General features: G+C 57.5%; 15 protein-coding genes. 2 read left to right on the forward strand and 13 right to left on the reverse strand.

What is annotated here, in order from left to right:
• Nucleotides 1–7: 7 nt before the first annotated feature.
• The 3 genes from JFL75_RS04945 to JFL75_RS04955 are packed head-to-tail and all read right to left on the reverse strand — an operon-like array spanning nt 8 to nt 4,113.
• On the reverse strand, nt 8–439 hold the full coding sequence (locus JFL75_RS04945; protein WP_215625581.1) for a GNAT family N-acetyltransferase: 432 nt from the start codon (nt 437–439) through the stop codon (nt 8–10).
• Nucleotides 436–1,767 (reverse strand): ribonuclease H-like domain-containing protein, encoded by a 1,332-nt coding sequence (locus JFL75_RS04950; protein ID WP_215625582.1) that lies wholly within the window; start codon nt 1,765–1,767, stop codon nt 436–438. The genes JFL75_RS04945 and JFL75_RS04950 overlap by 4 nt, the downstream gene beginning before the upstream one ends.
• 6 nt (nt 1,768–1,773) lie before the next feature.
• Nucleotides 1,774–4,113, reverse strand: coding sequence for a DEAD/DEAH box helicase (locus JFL75_RS04955; RefSeq protein ID WP_215625583.1), 2,340 nt, complete (start codon nt 4,111–4,113; stop codon nt 1,774–1,776).
• 193 nt (nt 4,114–4,306) lie between these two features.
• Between JFL75_RS04955 and JFL75_RS04960 the strand changes: the two genes are divergently transcribed.
• Nucleotides 4,307–5,581: a glucose-1-phosphate adenylyltransferase gene (locus tag JFL75_RS04960; protein WP_215625584.1), complete on the forward strand. Its 1,275-nt coding sequence runs from the start codon at nt 4,307–4,309 to the stop codon at nt 5,579–5,581.
• A 33-nt stretch (nt 5,582–5,614) separates the two neighbouring features.
• Here JFL75_RS04960 and JFL75_RS04965 read toward each other — a convergent pair whose 3' ends face one another.
• The 10 genes from JFL75_RS04965 to JFL75_RS05010 all read right to left on the reverse strand — a co-directional run bounded on the left by JFL75_RS04965 (nt 5,615) and on the right by JFL75_RS05010 (nt 17,508).
• Entirely contained in the window at nt 5,615–6,325 is a 711-nt protein-coding gene (locus tag JFL75_RS04965; protein ID WP_215625585.1) for a fumarylacetoacetate hydrolase family protein, read from the reverse strand.
• A 14-nt stretch (nt 6,326–6,339) separates the two neighbouring features.
• Nucleotides 6,340–8,985, reverse strand: a complete 2,646-nt coding sequence (locus tag JFL75_RS04970) for an ATP-dependent Clp protease ATP-binding subunit (RefSeq protein ID WP_215625586.1) — start codon at nt 8,983–8,985, stop codon at nt 6,340–6,342.
• Between the two features lie 106 nt (nt 8,986–9,091).
• Nucleotides 9,092–10,357 carry an ABC transporter permease gene (locus JFL75_RS04975; RefSeq protein ID WP_215625587.1) on the reverse strand — a complete coding sequence of 422 codons (1,266 nt, stop codon included), beginning with the start codon at nt 10,355–10,357 and terminating at the stop codon, nt 9,092–9,094.
• On the reverse strand, nt 10,354–11,100 hold the full coding sequence (locus tag JFL75_RS04980) for an ABC transporter ATP-binding protein (RefSeq protein ID WP_215625588.1): 747 nt from the start codon (nt 11,098–11,100) through the stop codon (nt 10,354–10,356). Before JFL75_RS04980 ends, JFL75_RS04975 begins: the two co-directional genes overlap by 4 nt.
• Nucleotides 11,093–12,409 (reverse strand): ABC transporter permease, encoded by a 1,317-nt coding sequence (locus JFL75_RS04985; protein ID WP_215625589.1) that lies wholly within the window; start codon nt 12,407–12,409, stop codon nt 11,093–11,095. Before JFL75_RS04985 ends, JFL75_RS04980 begins: the two co-directional genes overlap by 8 nt.
• Nucleotides 12,409–13,536 (reverse strand): hypothetical protein, encoded by a 1,128-nt coding sequence (locus JFL75_RS04990; RefSeq protein WP_215625590.1) that lies wholly within the window; start codon nt 13,534–13,536, stop codon nt 12,409–12,411. The genes JFL75_RS04985 and JFL75_RS04990 overlap by 1 nt, the downstream gene beginning before the upstream one ends.
• Nucleotides 13,523–14,407, reverse strand: a complete 885-nt coding sequence (gene ftsY, locus JFL75_RS04995) for a signal recognition particle-docking protein FtsY (RefSeq protein WP_215625591.1) — start codon at nt 14,405–14,407, stop codon at nt 13,523–13,525. The genes JFL75_RS04990 and ftsY overlap by 14 nt, the downstream gene beginning before the upstream one ends.
• A gap of 136 nt (nt 14,408–14,543) precedes the next feature.
• Nucleotides 14,544–15,986, reverse strand: coding sequence for a DUF8525 domain-containing protein (locus tag JFL75_RS05000; protein WP_215625592.1), 1,443 nt, complete (start codon nt 15,984–15,986; stop codon nt 14,544–14,546).
• Between the two features lie 76 nt (nt 15,987–16,062).
• Nucleotides 16,063–17,173 (reverse strand): peptide chain release factor 2 gene (gene prfB, locus JFL75_RS05005; RefSeq protein ID WP_432756661.1). Its coding sequence is split into 2 segments (ribosomal slippage): nt 16,063–17,100 and nt 17,102–17,173, totalling 1,110 coding nucleotides; the frame shifts between segments, so codons are not numbered across the junction.
• 11 nt (nt 17,174–17,184) lie between these two features.
• Nucleotides 17,185–17,508: a CRISPR-associated protein Cas2 gene (locus JFL75_RS05010; RefSeq protein ID WP_215625593.1), complete on the reverse strand. Its 324-nt coding sequence runs from the start codon at nt 17,506–17,508 to the stop codon at nt 17,185–17,187.
• Nucleotides 17,509–18,043: 535 nt separating this feature from the next.
• Between JFL75_RS05010 and JFL75_RS05015 the strand changes: the two genes are divergently transcribed.
• On the forward strand, nt 18,044–19,315 hold the full coding sequence (locus JFL75_RS05015) for a tol-pal system YbgF family protein (protein ID WP_215625594.1): 1,272 nt from the start codon (nt 18,044–18,046) through the stop codon (nt 19,313–19,315).
• Nucleotides 19,316–19,477 lie beyond the last annotated feature (162 nt).

The following is a 19,477-nucleotide window of genomic DNA, read 5'->3' on the forward strand; positions in this document are numbered from 1 at the left end:
GCAATACTTATTTATTCTCAGGGTTTATGCTTTTGTTGCGGTAGACCAGGTCGGTCCGTTCGGAATAACCGCGGGCATCCCAGAACCGGTTGCCCAGATCATTGGATGCGAAGCATACCAGGGCAATCTTATGGATTCCCTCTTGCCCCATGGCCTCTTCCACCGCGGCGGCCAGCGCGCTCCCGATCCCGCGGTTTCTGAAAGCGTCATCCACCGCGGCATGGTAAATGTACCCCCGGCGGCCGTCGTGGCCGCCCATGATCACCCCGGCAAGGGCGGAACCTTCTTCGGCTACAAAACAGGTATTGGGATTCCTGGTAAGAAATTTCCGGATGCCCTCCTCGGAATCGTCGAGGCTCCGCATACCAACGCCGTCCAGAGATGTCCAGAGGGAAAAAACAGCGGGATAATCATGGGAGGTCATCGGTCTGATGGTCATGGTTTCGTTCCTTTTTCTTCGAGATATTTGAGGAGCCGGTCCCGCCGGAAGGACAGCTCCGACCGGAGCCGGCCGTTTAACCCTTCCAGGGCCAAAGCCCTATCCGTATAGGCCAGCGCCCGGGGACGGTCCTTCAAACGCCATTCCGCGTCCACCGCCAGGTCCCGCAGGGCCAGAGCCCTGACTCCCGGAGGGTGGCCGCTTTCCGCCAGGCTTTCAAGCATGTCCCGCCCTTCTCCGGAATCCCCGTTTTTCAGCGCCGTCCGTCCGAGAATATGCAGCGCCCGGGGACGGTTCCGCGCCGCGGCGCTTTCCAGGATCCGCGTTCCCAGGTCCGCCGCAGCCGGAGGCATCTGTCCTTTTGGAAATACCCTGGAAAGGGTCCGCCGCCAGTGGATGGCCAGGGATTCGGCATCGTACCGGAACCGCGGCTCCCGGTCCAGAGGGTTTTCGGCGATGCTTACCAGGGCCGCGAATATCGAAGCCAGCCCCCGGATGTCATGGATATTGTGGTCGCAGATCCCCGAGAGCGCCTGGGTCTCGCCGGTTCTGAGAAAATCAAACCAGATTTCCGGCGCCATGGCTCCGGGCATATCGTCCTTCCGCTCGATGCCAAGAACGAAGCGTTCTATTTCACCCTGGGAACAGCTGGCCAGAACCGGACGCCAAAGCCGGCGAACAGGGTGCAGCAGGTCCGCGTGGAGACACACCGGCTGCCGCATACCGTTCATGAGGCAGCGGGTCCTGAGGATCTGGGAATCAAAGGTTTTCCCGTTGTAGCTTACCATCAGGGGAAGTTCCGGAGAAGCGGTGAATTCCCCGAGGACAACCTCAAGAAAGTCGCATTCCCCGGGATAATCCAGAAGCAGGTACTGGTCGATCCTGAGCCGGTATTCCCCGGCGGAACTCCCCCGGCGGCTTGCCCGGGATTTCGGCCGTTCAAAACGGCCGAAGGCCGCGAGAAACGCCATGGTCCCCGCCCCGCCGGAAAGTCCGGTGGTTTCCAGATCGAAAAACAGCAGCGATTCCGGCGCTATGTCCGCGGCGGGACGCCCGGTCCCGAAAAAGTCAGGAACAAGGATCGGAAGATTATCCGGGAAGGGATGGATAAGCGCAATGGGAAGTTCCGCCGTTACGGTGCGCTTGAGGGTTTTGAAGCCCGCCGGCTCCCACCCCTCATCCCTGAGAGGCCCCGGTACCTCGGGGGACGAGTCCCCGGTACAGCGGGGTTCATCCGGCGGTTCTCCGCCGGGCGCCGGAGCGGCGGGCCGGGGTTTCCGGTCCTGTTCCCGGATACGCTGGAGCCGGGATCGCAGATTCTTCGCCATGGACCGTCACACCAGAGTCCGGAGGAACGCCGCGGTTCCCGTCTTGTTTCCCCCGGCGCCGACACAGGATGGGCAGCCCTCCGAACAGGGGCAGCCTTCGATGGTCCGCAGGATTGCCCGGAACAGCGGCTCCGCCTGCCGGGAAAGGGCTTCCGAAAGGCCCGTGCCGCCGGGGTATTTGTCGTAAATATACAGCGCCGGTACCCCGAAATGGGGATCCCTGACCCGCTCAGCCACTCCGAGGTCCCGGGGATCGCAGAGCAGGAACACCGGCGCCATGGTTCTGATCAGCGCACCGGCCCCGCCCAAAACCGAACCGATGTTCTCCTCGTCGAATTCCCCCAGGACCTTTCCGCCGGCGGTCTCCGGCCCGAAGACCAGCATCAGGGAACGGCTCTGCATTTCCTCCTCCGGCAGGTCTATGTCTCCGTACCCGATATTCTCATTGGTCCTGAACCGCAGTTTTTTGAATTTCGAAACCTGGGAACGGACCAGCACATCCCCGACCACACCCTCCGCGGCTGCCTCTGCCGGAACAGCCTCACCGTTTTCACCGGCGGTTACGGCGGATACTCCGTAGGTAATATTCTCGTCCTCGGTGAGAACCTTGATATCCGTCTTTACCAGGGCGTCGGTGTAGTAATTGACATCCGCTTCCCGGACGAGGCATTTCCGGTTTTCGATATCCAGGGATTCCACGATATACTGCCGTCCCCGGTGGATATAAACCGCGTTTTCGAAAATGAGTTCTTTTGCGCTGGGCCGGTCCATTTCACCGATAACCGTGTTCCGGCCTTTGGTGGTATCCACGATAACCACATTGTCCGCCGTGGCGGACCGGAGGCTTATGCCCTCCGCCGGGAAGGAACGGTCCGCCCAGTGCCACCGCGATCCCGTGTGCCGGAGGATGCCTTCCTCCTCAAGGAAGGCCAGAACTTCCTCCGAATCCTCACCGAAGGGTTCCTCCCCGGAAGCGATCTGCTCATCCCGGAAGGGGAGCTCGAAGGCGGCGCATTTTACGTGGTCGGTGAGGATATAGGGATTGTCCGGGTCCAGCCGGGCTTCCTCGGAACTTTTTCTGAAGAACCATTCGGGATCGTTCATGATGAATTGGTCCAGGGGCGCGGCGGAGGCGACAAATACCGAAACCGAGGAGCCGCCCCGGCGGCCGGCCCGGCCGGACTGCTGCCAGAATGAGTTAAAGGACCCCGGGAAACCCGCCACCACCGAAGCGTCCAGGCCGCCGATATCGATGCCCAGTTCCAGGGCGTTGGTGGAAACCACCCCCTGGATACTGCCGTCCCGGAGCCCCTTTTCAATTTCCCGCCGCTCGTTGGGAAGCAGGCCGCCCCGGTAGGCTTCCACCCGTATACGGCTGTTGTCGGTATAGATATTTTTAAGGTCCTCGTTCACATAGGACGCGGCGACTTCGGTTTTGACCCGGGAATGGGCAAAGAGAATGGTCTTGATCCCCGCCTTGAGAAACGCCAGCATCCAGCGGCGGCTTTCGGAAACCACGCTCCGCCGTATACCCTGGACAGCATCCACCAAGGGCGGATTGTACAGGATAACCTGCTTTTCCCCGCGGGGAGCGCCGTTCCGGTCAACCAGGGAAACCTCTTCCCCGATGAGGGCCTCCGCCAGTTCCTTGGGGTTGGCGATGGTGGCGGAACAGAGGATAAAGACCGGCTTGGACCCGTAAAAGGCGGCGATGCGTTTAAGCCGGCGGATCACATTGGCCACGTGGCTGCCGAAGACCCCCCGGTAGGCGTGGGCTTCGTCCACCACTATGTATTTAAGGTTTGAAAAGAACTTGATCCATTTGGGATGGTTGGGCAGCACCCCGGCGTGGAGCATGTCCGGGTTTGATATGACGATCCGGCCCGTGTCCCGGGCGGCGGCCCGGAGCGAATCCGGAGTATCCCCGTCGTAGGTGCAGACCTTCACGGGAAGGCTGTTGCCGGCGGAATCCACCAGCTCGTTCAGTTCCGACTGCTGATCCTGGGACAGGGCCTTGGTGGGAAACAGATACAGCGCCCGGGAAGAATCGTCCGACAGAAGCGCCTGCAGGGCCGGCAGGTTGTAGCACAGGGTTTTACCCGAAGCCGTGGGGGTTACCACCACGGTGTTCCGGCCTTCCTGGACACGGTCCCAGACTTCCCGCTGGTGGCTGTAGATTTTCTCGATCCCCCGGGCGCGGAGCGCCGCCGCAAGCCGCGGGTCGAGGTCTTCCGGAAACCCGGCGAATTCCCCGGGAAGCGCAGGAATAACCCGGTTTTCGGCAATATACGGGGAAAAAGAAGGGTCCGTCAGGATAGAATCCAGCAATTCACGATTGTTTTTCACTTTTTTATCATACCCTTAAGAAAGATTAAACGTAAAGTATCGACAGATTAAGCTTTCGATTCTATACTTTATTCATATAAAAAAGAAAAGGAGGGCTTCGAAAAATACCTGGCGGATTTGGGTGATTTTCTTCGGAGTCGTGGGAGTTCTGCTATGATACATCTGTGTGTTACAGGAATTAAGGAGGTGCACCGTGTCTGAAGTATTGTCCATAGTGCTTGGCGGCGGCAAAGGAACGCGTTTATTCCCCCTTACTCAGGCGAGGGCAAAACCGGCGGTGCCCTTCGGCGGCAAATACCGGCTGGTGGATATTCCCATCTCAAACTGTATCAATGCCGGCCTCAGGCGGATCTATATCCTTACCCAGTTCAATTCCGCGTCCCTGCACCTGCATCTGGCCCAAACCTATGTATTCGATACCTTTACCAAAGGGTTTGCTGAAATTCTGGCGGCGGAGCAGACCTTTGAACACTCCGGGTGGTATGAAGGCACCGCCGACGCGGTACGGAAGAATTTCCCCCATTTCAGGACCCAGAATCCTTCCCATTACCTGATTCTTTCCGGGGACCAGCTGTACCGGATGAACCTCAAGGACCTTCTGGAGCAGCACAACAAATCCGGCGCCGCCATAACCATTGCCTGTACCCCGGTGCTCCGGGAGGACGCCAGCCAGCTCGGCATCCTTAAGGCCAGCAAAAACAACGAAATTACCGAATTCATGGAAAAGCCCGGGCCCACCAAGGATATTTCCGACTTCAAAGTCCCGGCGGAACTCAAAAAGGACAAGAACCAGCGGGACGATATGTACCTGGCTTCCATGGGTATTTATGTTTTTAACGCCGCGGCCATGGAGGAATGCCTCTCCAATGAGTATACCGACTTCGGCAAGGAGATTATTCCCGCGGCGATCAGCCAGCTCAAGGTCAATTCCTATATCTTTAACGGATACTGGGAGGATATCGGGACCATCAAGAATTTCTACGAAGCCAACCTCAACCTGACGACCCTGACCCCCCATTTCGATTTCTATGACGAGGCCATGCCGATCTACACCCATATTCGCAACCTGCCGCCGTCAAAAATGAATTTCAGCAGCATGAACCAGTCCATTGCCTCCGAGGGCTGTATCATCACCAACGCGAATATCACCGATTCCATTGTCGGGGTCCGGACCATTATTGAAACCGGAGCCAGTCTCAACGGGGTAATCTGTATGGGCGCGGATTTTTACGAATCCGAGGAACAGAAAGCCCGGAACGCGGAGAACCGGCTCCCCAATATCGGGATCGGCAAGGGAGCCATCATCAAAGGGGCCATCATCGACAAGAACGCCTGCATCGGCGAAGGATGCCGCATCGGCATAGATGACCTCAACCGGAGCGACGGGAACTACGGCCATTATTATATCGTGGACGGTATAATTGTGATTCCGAAAAACGCGATCCTGTATCCCGGTACGGTAATCTGATCCTTTCAGGCTCCGGTTCTTCGGAACCGGAGTTTACCGGCGCTGCTCCGCGGCCACGGGATTGCGGAGAACGCCGATTCCTTCAATCTCTATTTCCACCACATCCCCGGGTTTGATGGGGCTTATGCCGCTGGGTGTCCCGGTGGCGATAATGTCTCCCGCTTCCAGGGTCACGTTTCTGGATATATAGGCGATGAGGAACGGTATAGAAAACATCATATCCGCCGTGGAGGCGGACTGCTTCAGTTCCCCGTTGATCCGGCTGGAGATGGCGAGATTCTGGGGATCGGGCATATTCTCCCGGAGCACCACCGCGGGCCCGATGGGACCGAAGGTATCGAAGGATTTCCCCCTGAACCAGCCGGAGACATCGCTTTTCTGGATATTCCGCTGGCTTACGTCGTTGAAACAGGTATACCCGAACACGTAGTCATAGGCGTCTTCTTCCCGGATATGGCGGCCCCGTTTTCCGATTATCACCGCCAGTTCCGCCTCGGGATCGGTCCGGGGTTCGGGAAAGGCGTAGGAATCAGCGATTTCCGGAAGAACGATGGGCTCCCCGGGGCCGATAAGTACGTTCGGGGTTTTCGAAAAAAGCACCGGTTCTTTGGGAATTCCCAGCTGGTTATGGTCAAAGGAAAGGCTTTCCTTGACATGCTCCCGGTAATTAAGCCCCACGGCGATTATTTTCGCCGGGGCCACGTCCATTGTACGCTGGGTGCCGGTGATGGGAAGTGTAATCATGGCTGGTCCTTATGCTATTTCGTGGTATGTACTTTTCCGGAAGCCGCGGCGCGGCTTTCCAGGGAATCACTGTCCGCTGTTCCCGGGCCGTTCTCCTCCTGCCTGGGATTCGGTGCGGCCGGGGTTTTCTCCGGCTTGGCCAGGGATTTTATCACAATCTTCCGGTTCCGGAGCTCCGCCGTAAAGGCGCTCCCCGGGGGATATGATCCTTCCAGCAGCATCATAGACAGGGGGTCTTCAAGTTCCTTCTGAATGGTCCTGCGCATGGGTCTGGCGCCGTATTTCGGGTCCCAGCCTTTTTCCGCCAGGACCCGGCGCACCGCCGGCTTGATGTCGAGGCTGTAGCCGTGTTCAGCCAGGCGGAAGGACAGCTCGCCGATCTGGAGGTCCAGGACCGCCGCGACCTGTTTTTCATCCAAGGCGTGGAAAATGATCACGTCGTCAACCCGGTTGATAAACTCGGGATTAAAAAGCCGCCGCAGCTCGGAAAGCGCCGCGGTCTGGATTTCTTCGATCCCCATAATGCCGGACTGATCATTAAAGCCGAGCCGGGCATCCCGGGAAATCTCCCGCACCCCGGCGTTGCTGGTCATGATGATCACGGTATTCCGGAAGCTCACCGTATGGCCGAGGTTGTCCTTGAGTTCCCCTTCCTCCAAGACTTGTAGAAGCAGGTTGAACACATCCTGGTGGGCCTTTTCAATCTCATCGAAGAGTACCACCCGGTAAGGATTCCGCCGGATCCGTTCGGTAAGAACCCCGCCTTCCTCATAGCCGACGTATCCCGGGGGAGCGCCCACCAGGCGGGAGGCGTTGTGTTTTTCCATGTAATCCGACATGTCTATGCGGACCAGGGATTCCTCGGTTCCAAAGAGATACTCCGCCAGCCGTTTTGCCAGGAGAGTTTTACCCACGCCCGTGGGCCCGAGAAAGATAAAGGATCCCATGGGCCGTTTCGGTGAGGATATGCCGGCCCGGCTCCGCCGTATGGCCGAGGCGATCTGCCTGACCGCGGCGTCCTGGCCGATCACGGAGGCATGGAGTTCATCTTCGATTTTAAGGAGGCGCCGTGACTCCTTCTCCTCCAGGCGCATCAGGGGAATGCCGGTGATCTCCGAGACGACCCTGCGGATATCGCCGTCATCCACGGGGATAAAATCATCCCGGGAAGCGTGGGCCCAGGCGTCCCGGACGGTTTCAACCTGCATCCTGAGGGAACGGACCCGGTCCCGGATTTCCGCCGCCCGTTCGTAATCCTGGGCGGATACAAGCTCACCCTTTTCCCGGGTAAGCAGCTCTATCTCGTATTCCAGCTCATGGATCTCCGGGGGCTGGGCGTTGTATTCCAGCTTGCGCATGGCCCCGGCCTCATCGATGATGTCGATGACCTTGTCCGGCATAAACCGGCCGGTTACGTAGCGCTGGGCAAGCCGGGCCGCGGAGAATATGGCGTCGTCGGAGTAATGCACCCGGTGATGGCTTTCGTACCGGGCCTGGATGCCCTTGAGGATTTCAATGGTTTCGTCAAACCCGGGTTCGTCCACGAGGATGGTCTGGAAACGCCGTTCCAGGGCGGCGTCCTTTTCAAAATGCTTGCGGTATTCCGCCAGGGTTGTGGCGCCGATACACTGGATATCCCCCCTGGACAGGGCGGGTTTAAGCATGTTCGACGCGTCTATGGTTCCTTCGGCGCCGCCGGCGCCGATTATTGTATGGATTTCGTCGATGAACAGGATTACGTTCCCGGCCTGGCTGATTTCCTTCATTATTTTTTTGAGCCGTTCCTCGAATTCCCCCCGGTATTTGGTGCCCGCCACCACGGATCCGATATCCAGGGAAAGTATCCGTTTACCCGCCAGCGCGTCGGGGACATCGTCCCCCGCGAGAAGAATCGCCAGTCCTTCCACAATGGCTGTTTTACCGACTCCGGGCTCGCCGATGAGAATCGGGTTGTTTTTTGTCCTCCGGGCCAGGATCCGGACCGCCCGCTGGATTTCCCGCTTCCGCCCGATAACGGGGTCCGTGCTGCCGGTCCTCGCCATGGCGGTCAAATCCCGGGAATATTCATCCAGGGTCGGCGTATTGGCCTGGTACTGAGTCCCCCGCGCCCGGCCGGAGGAGGAGCTTTTTTTGTCTTCCTCCCCGCCTTCCTGCCGGCTGAGGAAATGGGACTGGTATTCCTCAAACGAATAGTATTCGCTTTCGTTGGGGAACGACGAATGATGGTTGAAGGTGGTCTGGATAATAACCCGGAGCATGTCCGTATCAATGGCGCGCTGGTTCAGGTAGACCTGGACCGGCGAATCCTGCTCCCGGAGGGCCGCGAAAAGCAGGTGCTCCGTGCCGATATAGTCGTTTCCGATGGCCCGGGCCTCTTCCGCGGCGTTTTCCAGGAGGTTCCGGGTGCGTTTTGAGGGAGGCACATCCCCGAAAATAAGCGCCCCCGACATGCGGGGGATTTCCTTTTCGATGGTGTGGCGGAATTCCACCAGATCTATCCGGAGGAACATCAGGGCCTTGCAGGCGGTCCCCGCGCCTTCCTTAAGGAGCGAAATTATTATATGTTCAGGAAGGAGCTGGTCGGAATTGAATCTCCGGGCCTCTTCCTGGGCATCAACGGTCAAAATCCGCTGGGCCCGCTGTGTCAAGCCTTTAAACAAACTGGGGCCCTCCCGTCACGGCAGATACAGAAATCTTCTGGTTCATTAAACTTCCTGTATAAACGTAATGCGAAACACACGCCAATACAAGAATTATACCACAAAATTAGTATTTCCGCAGTAATTCCACCGGAGGAATTTTACCCGCCCGCCGGGCGGGAAGCCATGACGCGGCCACGGAACAGACCACCGTAAAGATCCCGATGGCCGTTATGGCCGACCAGTCCACAATAATGGGTATCTGCTCCAGGTAATAGCCGGGGTCGAGGATCTTAACATCGGTTCCGCTGAACAGCCGGGAAAAGAAGCTCAGCACCGACTCCAGGCCGTGGACTATGGGGTTTATGAACGATCCTATGACGAGGCCCAGGGAAAGACCGATCGCCGCGCCGATTATACCGGTTAAAAGGGCTCCCCAGATAAAAATCCTGGTGGTACCCCGGGGGCTGGCGCCGAAGGCCTTCAGCACCGCGATATCCCGGCGCCGTTCGATGGCGAGCATGGCGGTGGCGGAGGATACATTTACCGCCGCGATGACGACAATCAGGGCCATGATAAGCAGAAGGATCTGCCGGGTGGATTCATAGGAACTGTACTGGGAACGCTGGAGCTCCTTCCAGGTGTATACCGTATATCCCGGCCCCAGGGCCCTGAGGATACGGTGGGAAAAAAGATCCGCCGAATCGTAGGGGTCGTCTATTTTCACCATAAGGTAGGAATACGACAGTTCCTCCGCCAGAAGGCGTTTTCCCATGGCATAGGTCATGATACACCAGAGGGAATCCAGTTCCCGGTAGCCCGAAGAAACGACGCCCTTAACCGTAAAGGGGGTGAGCCGCGGTATGTTGCGGCCGTCGGCGCTGACACGGATGGTCATAAGCCGCACCGTATCCCCCACGGAGACCCCCAGCTGGGCCGCGAGATCCTCCCCCAGGAGCACTTCCCGGTCCGATTCAAGCTCCGCGCTGCCGGCGGGAACCGTCAGAAACCGTTCCCCGCCCCCCTCAAGCCAGAAGGAAGGTTCCACCGCCCGGATATTGGCGCCGGTTTTGCCGTTCGCGCCGACCAGCACCCCCAGCCCCTGGCGTTCCGCCCAGGCGCCGCGCACCCCCTCCATGGACACGATGGTATCGGCGGCGTTTTCGATTTCCAGGGGATTTCTGAAATTGTATACCTGCATGTGTCCGGTTCCCAGTTCGAGATACCGGTCCGTGATTCCCCGGATCATGCCGTCCGCCACAATGAGGGTTACCACAATCGGTATGAGGCTTACGGCGATTCCCGCTACGGCGCCCCTGAGGTACCGCCCGCCCTCATGGGCCCTCCCGAGAAGATACCGGAGGGCGATAAAAAAGCCCGCTCCCCTTTTCAAAGGGAATCCTCCGGCTGGGAACGGAACCGGCCGGCTTCAAGAACGTACCGGATCTCCGCCCGGGAAGCTACCGCCTCATCATGGGTAACCACCACAAGGGTTTTTCCCCATTTCTCGGTCAGGGAATACAGGAGTTCCGCCACCAGGCCGCTGTTCCCCGGATCGAGGTTCCCCGTGGGCTCATCCGCCAGAACGAGATCGGGATCGTTGATGATGGACCGGGCGACGGCGACCCGCTGGCGTTCCCCGCCGGAAAGCTGAGACGGGTAATGGTGGCTTCTGCTGTCCAGCCCCACATCATCCAGGAGCACCCGGGCTTTTTCCAGGGCCGCTTTTTTGGGAATTCCCGCGATGTACGCCGGAAGCATCACGTTCTCCAGGGCGGTAAAATCCTTCAGCAGATAATGGAACTGGAAAATAAACCCCACCTGCCGGCTCCGGTAGGACGTGAGGGCGGTTTCCGAAAGGCCGAACAGTTCGATAGCCGTTTCCTTGGAGCTGCCCCGGGCGGCCTTGGGGGACGATATCCGGACGGAGCCGGAATCGCAGGTATCCAGGCCGCCGAGTATGTTCAGGAGGGTGCTCTTGCCGCTCCCGCTCTGTCCGGTAACCGCCGCGGAACTTCCCCGGGATACGGTAAAACTGATTCCCTTTAGGATTTCCAGTATTTCCGTACCCGACGCATAAGTCTTTACCACATTTTCAGCCTGAATTATCGGATCAGGTCCAGTCTGCTCACTCATACCGAAGAACCTCCGCGGGCCTGATACGGGTGACCCTCCCGGATGCCAGCCAGGCGGCAACAGTGGCGGATAAAATTCCGAATGCACATATAATACACACCTCATAGGGAATAACCCGGCTGGGTATTTCTTTTATATAAAACACCGCCGGAGAAAAGATTGAAAAATCCTCTCCCCCGATTCCGAAACCTCCGGTAAAGGGAGCGGCAATAACGTTCAGGAGATGAATAATACTGTTTACGATGTTTTCCAGGAAGCTGAAAAAGGGACCGATGTTGAAGGCAACCAGCAGGCCCAGCGCCATTCCGGACAGAGCGCCCACGGTTCCGATGATCAGACCGTCGCAGGCAAAAACCATACGGACCGCCCGTTCGCTGGCACCCACCGCCCGGAGGAGTCCGATTTCCTCCCGGCGCTCCAGCACGGACCGCCGCTGGGACTGGTAAATGTTGAGCCCCACCACAATAAAGATGAGTCCCACCAGAACGAACATAAGCAGCTTCTCGGTCCTGAGGGCCCCGAAAAAAGCCCGGTTGTATTCCCGCCAGGAGCTGACTTTTGTCCCCTCCGGAAGGTTCAGGCGCTGCACCATTCCCAGGACCCGGTCGTCCTGCCAGCGGTTGTGGAGCTTGATCCCCAGGGAAAGGCCCGTCACGGTGCCCTGGAGCGCCGCGGCTTCGTCAATATTGATAAACCCCCAGCCCAGGTCGTATTCATAAAACCCGGACCTGAAAATGCCGGTAATTGTAAACAGGGAATTTCCCGCTTCGGCGTCTTCCGCGGTCAGCCCGGAAACCGACATGAGGTGGATCTCATCCCCCAGGCGGACTCCCAGGCGCCGGGCGAGTTCGGCGCCGATCAGCACGGAGTTTTCCTTGGTAAGGTCAAAGGAACCGGACTCAAAAATCAGTTTTTCAGCCATGCCCCGGTCCAGGTCCAGGGCGTCCGGAGGAAGTCCCCGGATCACCGACACCTGGGGGTTTCCCCGGTCGCCCCTGATCAGGCCCTGGATTTCCCGGAAAGGTACGGCGGAACGGACGGGACCCAAGCCGCGGATTTCCGCAAGCAGCGGGCCGCTGTCTCCGGTATCGGGAATGCCGTCGGCGCGCACATGGTAGGATGAGATTTCGAGAATACTCTCAATAAACCCCAGCTGAAATCCGTTCATCACCGCCAGGATTACGATCAGGGCCAGTACGCCGACACCGATACCCAGCACCGCCAGCACCGAGGACGGGGAGGTTTTATCCCGTCTTCTTCCGGATATGTACCGGGTCGCGGTAAATCCTATCCATGCCCGGTTTCCCATCAGTTTTCCCTCCCCGGCCGGATCTGCTCTTCGGAAATCTTTCTGCCCCCTTCCCACAGGGCACGGAGCACCACGGTACCGTTTATGTACAACTCTTCCACTTCCTGATCTCCCTGTTTTCTGACAGTCCGTTCCAGTACACCGTTCCGGTAATCCTGTTCCAGGATACGGTCTCCGCTGCTGTCATAGGTATACTCAACCCGCCGTTCTTCGGAACCGCCGGTCCAGACCACCGATTCCAGGCGGTCGCCGGACCAGGTGTTCTGGATTTCTCCGATGGTATTGCCGTCCTCATCTTCCCGGGTTTCCCGGAGAACCCGGCCCCGGTCATCGGTGGTATATAATACCCTATTTCCGGGATTTAATAAAACATCCCCCAGAAAATCCGAGCTTACCGGAGAAACAGGATCCACGAATACCCGCTCCCTGCCGCCGGCCGGAGCGAGGCTCGGAAATTCAATTACATCCGGCGGAACGGGGGGGTCCCCTGTCTCGTATATCCGTTCCACGGACCGCAGCGAAGCGGCGCGGGTGTACTGGTACCGGTCGGTCCACAGCTTTTCCTCGGGACCGAGCACCGCCGCGGCCGGCGGCGATTCCGGAACATCCGGGCCGGGTTCAGCCGGTTCTCCGCCGCCATCCGGTCCGGCCGGGACCGGATGGCGGCGGGATGTTTCCGCCTGGATAAGAACACCGTTCCGGTAGGAATACCGCGTAATAAGAACCGATTGGTCGGATCCGTACTGGTACTCTTCGGTAAGATTCCCGAAGTCGTTGTAAAGCTCAATGAAACCCGCGGTATTGTCATCGAAAGCCGCCGCCGCGAGGGTTGCGCCCCGGGGCGTTTTCAGAACCCAGCGCTGCCTCGCGGGATCGCCCTTCTCATACAGGGTATGGAGTTCCGCGAAAAAAGGGCCCTGAACGGCCGTCCGCAGGCGTTCGGGTATTTCCCCGGCGGAAACGGTTTTAACCGACAGGACGTAGTCTTCCCTGAGGCCAAGTCGGGAAAAAACCGGCTCCAATGCCATTCCCGCCGCGTTTGACCGGTACCAGTCCTCTCCAAAGGACCAGGAAGAAATCAGGAGTACCGCTGCCAGGCAGAGAAGTCCCCGGTTATTGTTCGGCACCCAGAAATTCCCTTACATACCGATGGGGATCAAAGGGAGCGATATTTTCGTACTGCTCACCGTCGCAGACAAAAAGCACCGGAAGCCGCAGATCCGCCGACAGGGAAAAGGCGATTCCCCCTCTGGCGCTGGAATCGTATTTTGTCAGAATCACCCCGTCCAGGGAAACCGCTTCATGGAATATTTCCGCCTGGGCGAGCGCGTTCCTGCCGGTGGTGGCATCCAGGACAAGCCATTTCAGATACCGGGAATTCCCGGACTTGGATTCAACGATCCGGTCTATTTTTTTGAGCTCCTCCACCAGGGCGCTTTTAGTATGCATCCGCCCGGCGGTGTCCGCGATGATAAGATCCCCGGCTCCGGATACTGCCGCTTCCAGGGCGTCGTACACCACCGCCGCGGGATCACCGCCGTGTTTGTGGGCCACCACCCTGACACCAAGGCGTTCGCCGTGGATTTTGAGCTGGTCAATCGCCGCGGCCCGGAAGGTATCCGCCGCAGCGAGCAGCGGACGGCGGCCCGCCGAGGAACGGTACAAATTCGCCAGTTTCGCGGCGGAAGTTGTCTTGCCCACTCCGTTGACGCCCAGCAGAAGGATAACGCCGAGTTCATTGGAGCCGAACACGGGAGGATCTTTTTTTATCAGCATTCCCTTCAGCAGATCCGCCAGAGCCTCCCGGATTTTATCACGGTCGGTTATTTTGTTTTTCCGGCAGATATCCTGCAGGGCATCCACGGTTTTAAAAGCCTCCGCGGCCCCAAAATCGCCTTCCACCAGAAGATCGGCAAGATCCTCAAAAAGCTCCTCCGACGCAGCGCTCTTTATTCCGAATAGGTTCCGTATTCTGTCCGCAAACCGCATAGTTCCCATAACTAAACCTCAAGTTATTTGCGGTGATTTCAAAATATCACATTTTGAAATCACTTCCCTGGATGTAGTGCAGAAAACGTATGTATCACGCTTTCTGCAAAAACAATTTCAAACCCAGCCGGGTGTTGAAATTAGTTCATTCGACAATTTCACTTATACCGGAATTCGCCGCCCTGGTATAAAAAAAGAAACGTACCAGCGCTTCCGTGAGGAAGGTGCCGGCCACGACCCAGCCCCCTATGCTGGTATAGTAATAAATATTGGCATCCCTGTACAAACTGTCCGTGGCGGTACCGTTGGCGGAAGCCTGGTTATACCCGTTTATGCGGGCCGATGCGATTCCGTTGAAGAGGATTGCCACGGGCAGCGCGATCCAGAAACGGGCAAAGGCTCCGTAGAATTTGCGGCGCAGGGTTTCCACGGATTTGTTCTCCGGGATATTCGGATCCATGGGATGAAGAACCGTTGAAGCGGTCTGGCCGCGGAAAACCACCGAGGTGGTTTTACCGTCCGGAGTTTCTACCATTACATACTCAAAGCGGTCACGGGGAACATCGAGCACCATGGGGGTGTCACCGATATACAGAGCTCCCCGGTACACCGACGCACGTTCCCCCTCGGCGATTTCAATGCCGAAGGCTTCCATCATAAGAGGAGTCAGTTTGAAGTGGAGCTCCACAATTTCTCCGGGGTCCATATTCACTTCAGCGAAGGCGCTTTCGTAATTTGGGGCAAAAGCCTGGACACTGGTTTCCCCGGGGAACTGGTCCATGGCGCCGGTGGAACCCCTTCCGGCAAAGGAATCGTTGATTACGATTACCGAGTTTTCCGGTTCCGCGAACACCCGGATGGAAGCCGGCACAGTTCCGGAAACCATGGCTGTCATTCTGCCTGATAAATCCATCAGCGCGGCATCCTGGTCCTCCGCGGAAAAAAGCGCGTAATCTTCATAAATATATTCCTGGGCGTAAAGGGCGTATATCCTCAGGGTAACGTAGATACGGCCGTGAAATTCGGAAACCTCCGCGGCAAGAAAGCCGTCGGCCTTCTGATCCCTGCAGAAGCCGTACTCTCTGCCGGGCTCCGGAGGCGCGGGGTAATTCCCGGACAGATTGCCTTCGGTCAGGACAAAAGAGGGAATTTTCTCAATCAGCGGAAAGGTATGTTCCGCCTCCAGAAGGGCTTCTTCGAGCTGGGTAATTTCCTGTTCCAGCTTTTTAAGATTCTGCCGGTACTGCCAGTTTTTTTCACCCATAAAAAGCAGATTGTCCCGTTCCTGCCGTTTTTTTACCAGGGCCTGGGCTGCTTCGGTATGGGCGGCATTCCAGGCATAGTCCTTATAGAAACCGTATTCATCGGCGGGTCTGACCCGATGGTCCAGGTCACGGAGGTCTTTTACCAGAGTGCGGCTCACGAGGTTCCCGATGATTCGCTGGGATGGGGAGAGCGCTTCGGTATTAATAGCGGTAATACACAGGACCCACTCACCGTTCAGGGCGGCGGTGCCTTCATCGTCCGCAGTGCCCCGGGGAAAAACACAGAGGGGAATGCAGAAGCACAGCATCAGGACCGCCGCCATTCGCGCGCAGCGGCCCCCCGGAAACGGCGTGATGGTTTCCGTCTCTGCGGAAAAAACAGCGGATCGCCGGAACGGCCTATTTACCGTTTTGTTTCCATGCAAAACGCAGATACTCCTCGATAAAAGGATCGATATCGCCGTCCATGACAGCCTGGATATTGCCGATTTCCGCCTTGGTCCGGTAATCCTTTACCAGGGTATAGGGCTGGAAAACGTAGGAACGGATCTGGTTGCCCCAGGATATGTCCTTTTTTTCCTGGGCAAACCGCTCGTTTTCCTTTTCCTTTTCCTGGCGGTAATGCTCGTACAGCCGGGCCTTGAGCATACTCATGGCGGTGGCCCGGTTTTTTATCTGGCTCCGTTCGTTCTGGCAGGCTACGACGATACCGGTGGGAAGGTGGGTCAGCCGGACCGCGCTGTCGGTTTTATTGACATGCTGCCCGCCGGCGCCGCCGGACCGGTAGGTATCCACCCGGAGATCCTCCGGGCGTATGTCCACCTCAACCGAATCGTCGATAACGGGAAATAAGTACACCGAAGCGAAGGACGTATGCCGCCGGGCGTTTGAGTCAAAGGGTGAAATCCGGACGAGCCGGTGGACACCGCTCTCGCCTTTGAGATAGCCGTAGGCATAATCCCCGTCTATGCGGGCGGTGGCGGATTTAATCCCCCCTTCCGCTTCCAGACGGTCGACCTCTTCTATGGAAAAGCCCTTCCGCTCAGCCCACCGGAGGTACATGCGGTACAGCATCTGGGCCCAGTCACAGGCCTCGGTTCCGCCGGCGCCGGAATGGATCGTCAGGAAGCATCCGTTGCGGTCAACTTCTCCGGGCATGAGTTCATAGATGTTCTGTTTTTCGTATTTTGCGTTGAGGTCCCTGAGGGTGCCTTCAATTTCCGCGGCCTGGGATTCGTCGCCGGCTTCGCTGGAAAGTTCATACAGAACTTCCAGATCCTCCGCTGCCTGGACAAGATCCTTCCATGGCTCATACCGGGCTTTCAGGCCCTTAAGCTGGCCCATGGTTTTTTCCGCCTGGGCGCTGTCATTCCAGAAACCCTCCGCGGCGGTCTGTTCTTCAAGTTCAGCTATCTTTTTCCCGAATGAAGCGTCCTCAAAGACGCCTCCAGGTATCGTGGATACGGGCCTTAAGTTCCTGAATAGGCCCGTTTAATTCTGCCAAAATCATCGCAACTCCTCTTACTTTCTTTTAACTATTCTGGTCGTCTGGACGGAGATCGTTTTTTCCTGCCCGCCCCTGGCCACCAGGCGCCGCCATTTTTTATCCTTCAGGGTGGAAAGAACCAGGGTTCCTTCCAGGGGAAACTGGTAGATCCGTATCCGGTCAAAAGCATCGGTTGCCCGGTCCAGGTCGCGTTTTACCCGGCTCAGGGTGGCGGGAGAAACGATTGCCGATTCCCAAAGGCCGCGCTGTATCTTCTCAAACCCGTACTGGGCCAGGAGATTTGAAAGTTCCCGGGCCCGTTCTTCCGATCCGGGGTCCAATGCAATGGATACAAACATAGTCTATAGCTTACGGAAAAGCCCCCGCTGTGTCAAACGGGGAGCACCGAGTCTGACAAGCCGGAAAACATCCGGTGTTACTGATGCCGCGGGGCCTGCCGGAGAAAAACGGTGTTGGCTCCGTGTCGGCCTGCGGCCTCGAAAGTCGCTCAACATCGTTTTTCTCCGGCACCCGGCGATACCAGTACGGCCCGGATGCTTTCCGGCTTAATCGACTCGGTGCTGCCCCGGTCAGGAGGGCTGTGTATGGGAGGATGATTCTGGCATACGTTTTTACCTAAAACCGGGTATGTATCCCTCACCCAGCACCCCGCCAAGGTAGGGCAGCCGCGGTATTCCTGGGAACAGGCACAGAAGCATGGTGCGGCAAAGCAGCGCCGGGTGTCCTATGAAAAGAAACACCGCCCTGCGGTTTTTTTTCATAGGACGGGCCCCGCGGAAGTGCTATCCCATGCTTCTGTGCTTAGTACTAAATATACCGCGGCTGTCCTGCCGGCTATAGACGAGACCCTTTTCCGCCGATTAGTATACTATTATGAGAGCAAAAAAGATTATCTTGTTTGCATGCCTCTGCGTCCTGTCAGCGGCCGCGGTTTTTTCACAGACATCGGATTCGGCGGTTTTTGCCCCCTTTATATCCCGGCTGACCGTGGAGGTACGCAATAATTTAATCCGCCTCAGCTGGCGTGATTCTCAGGACGTCAGGGGACCGGTATACGTTTACCGTTCGGAGCGGCCCTTTGAGAGCACCGGCCCGTCCGGCCTTGAGCGTCCCGTGGAGGTTCCCTACGGCGTTCAGTCGTATATTGATGAAGTAGTTTCGGCGGGGACCTTTTATTATTTCATCGCTGCCAGCGACGAACAGGGGCGCAGATACGAAATGGCCATTCCCCTGAACAATACCATCAGTGTTGCTATCCAGGATTTTTCCGAAGCCCCGGTTATAAGCGACGGAACCACTGAAAATCAGCTGCCGGCATCCGTACAAACCGGACTCGTTTCCCTGGAGGCGCTTCTCCAGGGGGACGCGGTCATAATCAGTTTCCGGGTCACGGGGGAAAACAAAACCGGGGTTCTTTACCGGAGTGTCCAGCCCATACGGAGAACTCAGGATCTGCTGAGCGCCGTTATAGTACAGTCCGGAGTGCAGTCGCCATTTGTCGATTACCCGGTACCGGGGATTCCCTATTATTACGCCGTTGTTTTTGAAGAAGACATCGCCCGGGGACAGGTCTCCGTGGTTCCCGGACAGAATTCCACCATTGCCGCCGTGGAGGTTCCCGAAGGAACCTACCGTGTCGGGCTGCCGGACCGCAGGACCGATCTGCGTTCCATGCCGCTGCCGCTGATTTCCGTCTATACCGCGGTTCCCGGCGGAACGGGTTACACAGAAGTCCCCATTCCCGGAGAACTGTCCCCCGAAGCGGCAAAAGCCGTGGGTGATCTTACCCGGAACAGTTCCGGGCAGAAACAGGCTATCCAGAAACAGCCCCGGGCGTTTTCCCAGGATCTGGAAGGAACTTCCGGCGGCGAGGAGTATACCCTCAAGGCAATCGTCCGCGGACCTTTTTCAAAACGCAGCTGGGATCAAGCCCGGGATGAGCTCATCCAGTTTCTGTCCCTGCCCAGGAGCAGCCAGGCGGAAGCCCGGGCGCGGTTTTATCTGGGCCAGACCTATTATTTCCTCGGACAGCCCCGGGAAGCCCTTTTCGAGTTCCTCCTGGTACAGTCCCATTATGAGGAAGAAGCCTCGGAATGGATCCAGGCAACCCTGGCGGATATGCTCGCCCTGGAGAGAACACCGTAAATATTTCTGCGGTCTGGTACTTTTTTGTATAATAATATCTGCTCGCCATAGGAACCGGAGAATATCTATACCTAACGGTATGTAATCAAAAAAGCAAATTACTATCAGGATGGGTATATTCAGAGGTAAAACCATCAAAAGCGATACCCAGGAACCCGAAGA

This window comes from Breznakiella homolactica (assembly GCF_016616095.2).
GTDB classification, from domain to species: Bacteria; Spirochaetota; Spirochaetia; order Treponematales; family Breznakiellaceae; genus Breznakiella; species Breznakiella homolactica.

What these genes read in the sequence shown, in the direction of transcription:
- JFL75_RS04985 (WP_215625589.1), bottom strand. Translation starts at nt 12,409, where the DNA reads ATGGGAAACCGGGCATGGATAGGATTTACCGCGACCCGGTACATATCC.
- JFL75_RS04945 (WP_215625581.1), bottom strand. Translation starts at nt 439, where the DNA reads ATGACCATCAGACCGATGACCTCCCATGATTATCCCGCTGTTTTTTCC.
- JFL75_RS05000 (WP_215625592.1), bottom strand. Translation starts at nt 15,986, where the DNA reads ATGGCGGCGGTCCTGATGCTGTGCTTCTGCATTCCCCTCTGTGTTTTT.
- JFL75_RS05015 (WP_215625594.1), top strand. Translation starts at nt 18,044, where the DNA reads ATGAGAGCAAAAAAGATTATCTTGTTTGCATGCCTCTGCGTCCTGTCA.
- JFL75_RS04980 (WP_215625588.1), bottom strand. Translation starts at nt 11,100, where the DNA reads ATGAGTGAGCAGACTGGACCTGATCCGATAATTCAGGCTGAAAATGTG.
- JFL75_RS04965 (WP_215625585.1), bottom strand. Translation starts at nt 6,325, where the DNA reads ATGATTACACTTCCCATCACCGGCACCCAGCGTACAATGGACGTGGCC.
- ftsY (WP_215625591.1), bottom strand. Translation starts at nt 14,407, where the DNA reads ATGGGAACTATGCGGTTTGCGGACAGAATACGGAACCTATTCGGAATA.
- JFL75_RS04950 (WP_215625582.1), bottom strand. Translation starts at nt 1,767, where the DNA reads ATGGCGAAGAATCTGCGATCCCGGCTCCAGCGTATCCGGGAACAGGAC.
- JFL75_RS05010 (WP_215625593.1), bottom strand. Translation starts at nt 17,508, where the DNA reads ATGTTTGTATCCATTGCATTGGACCCCGGATCGGAAGAACGGGCCCGG.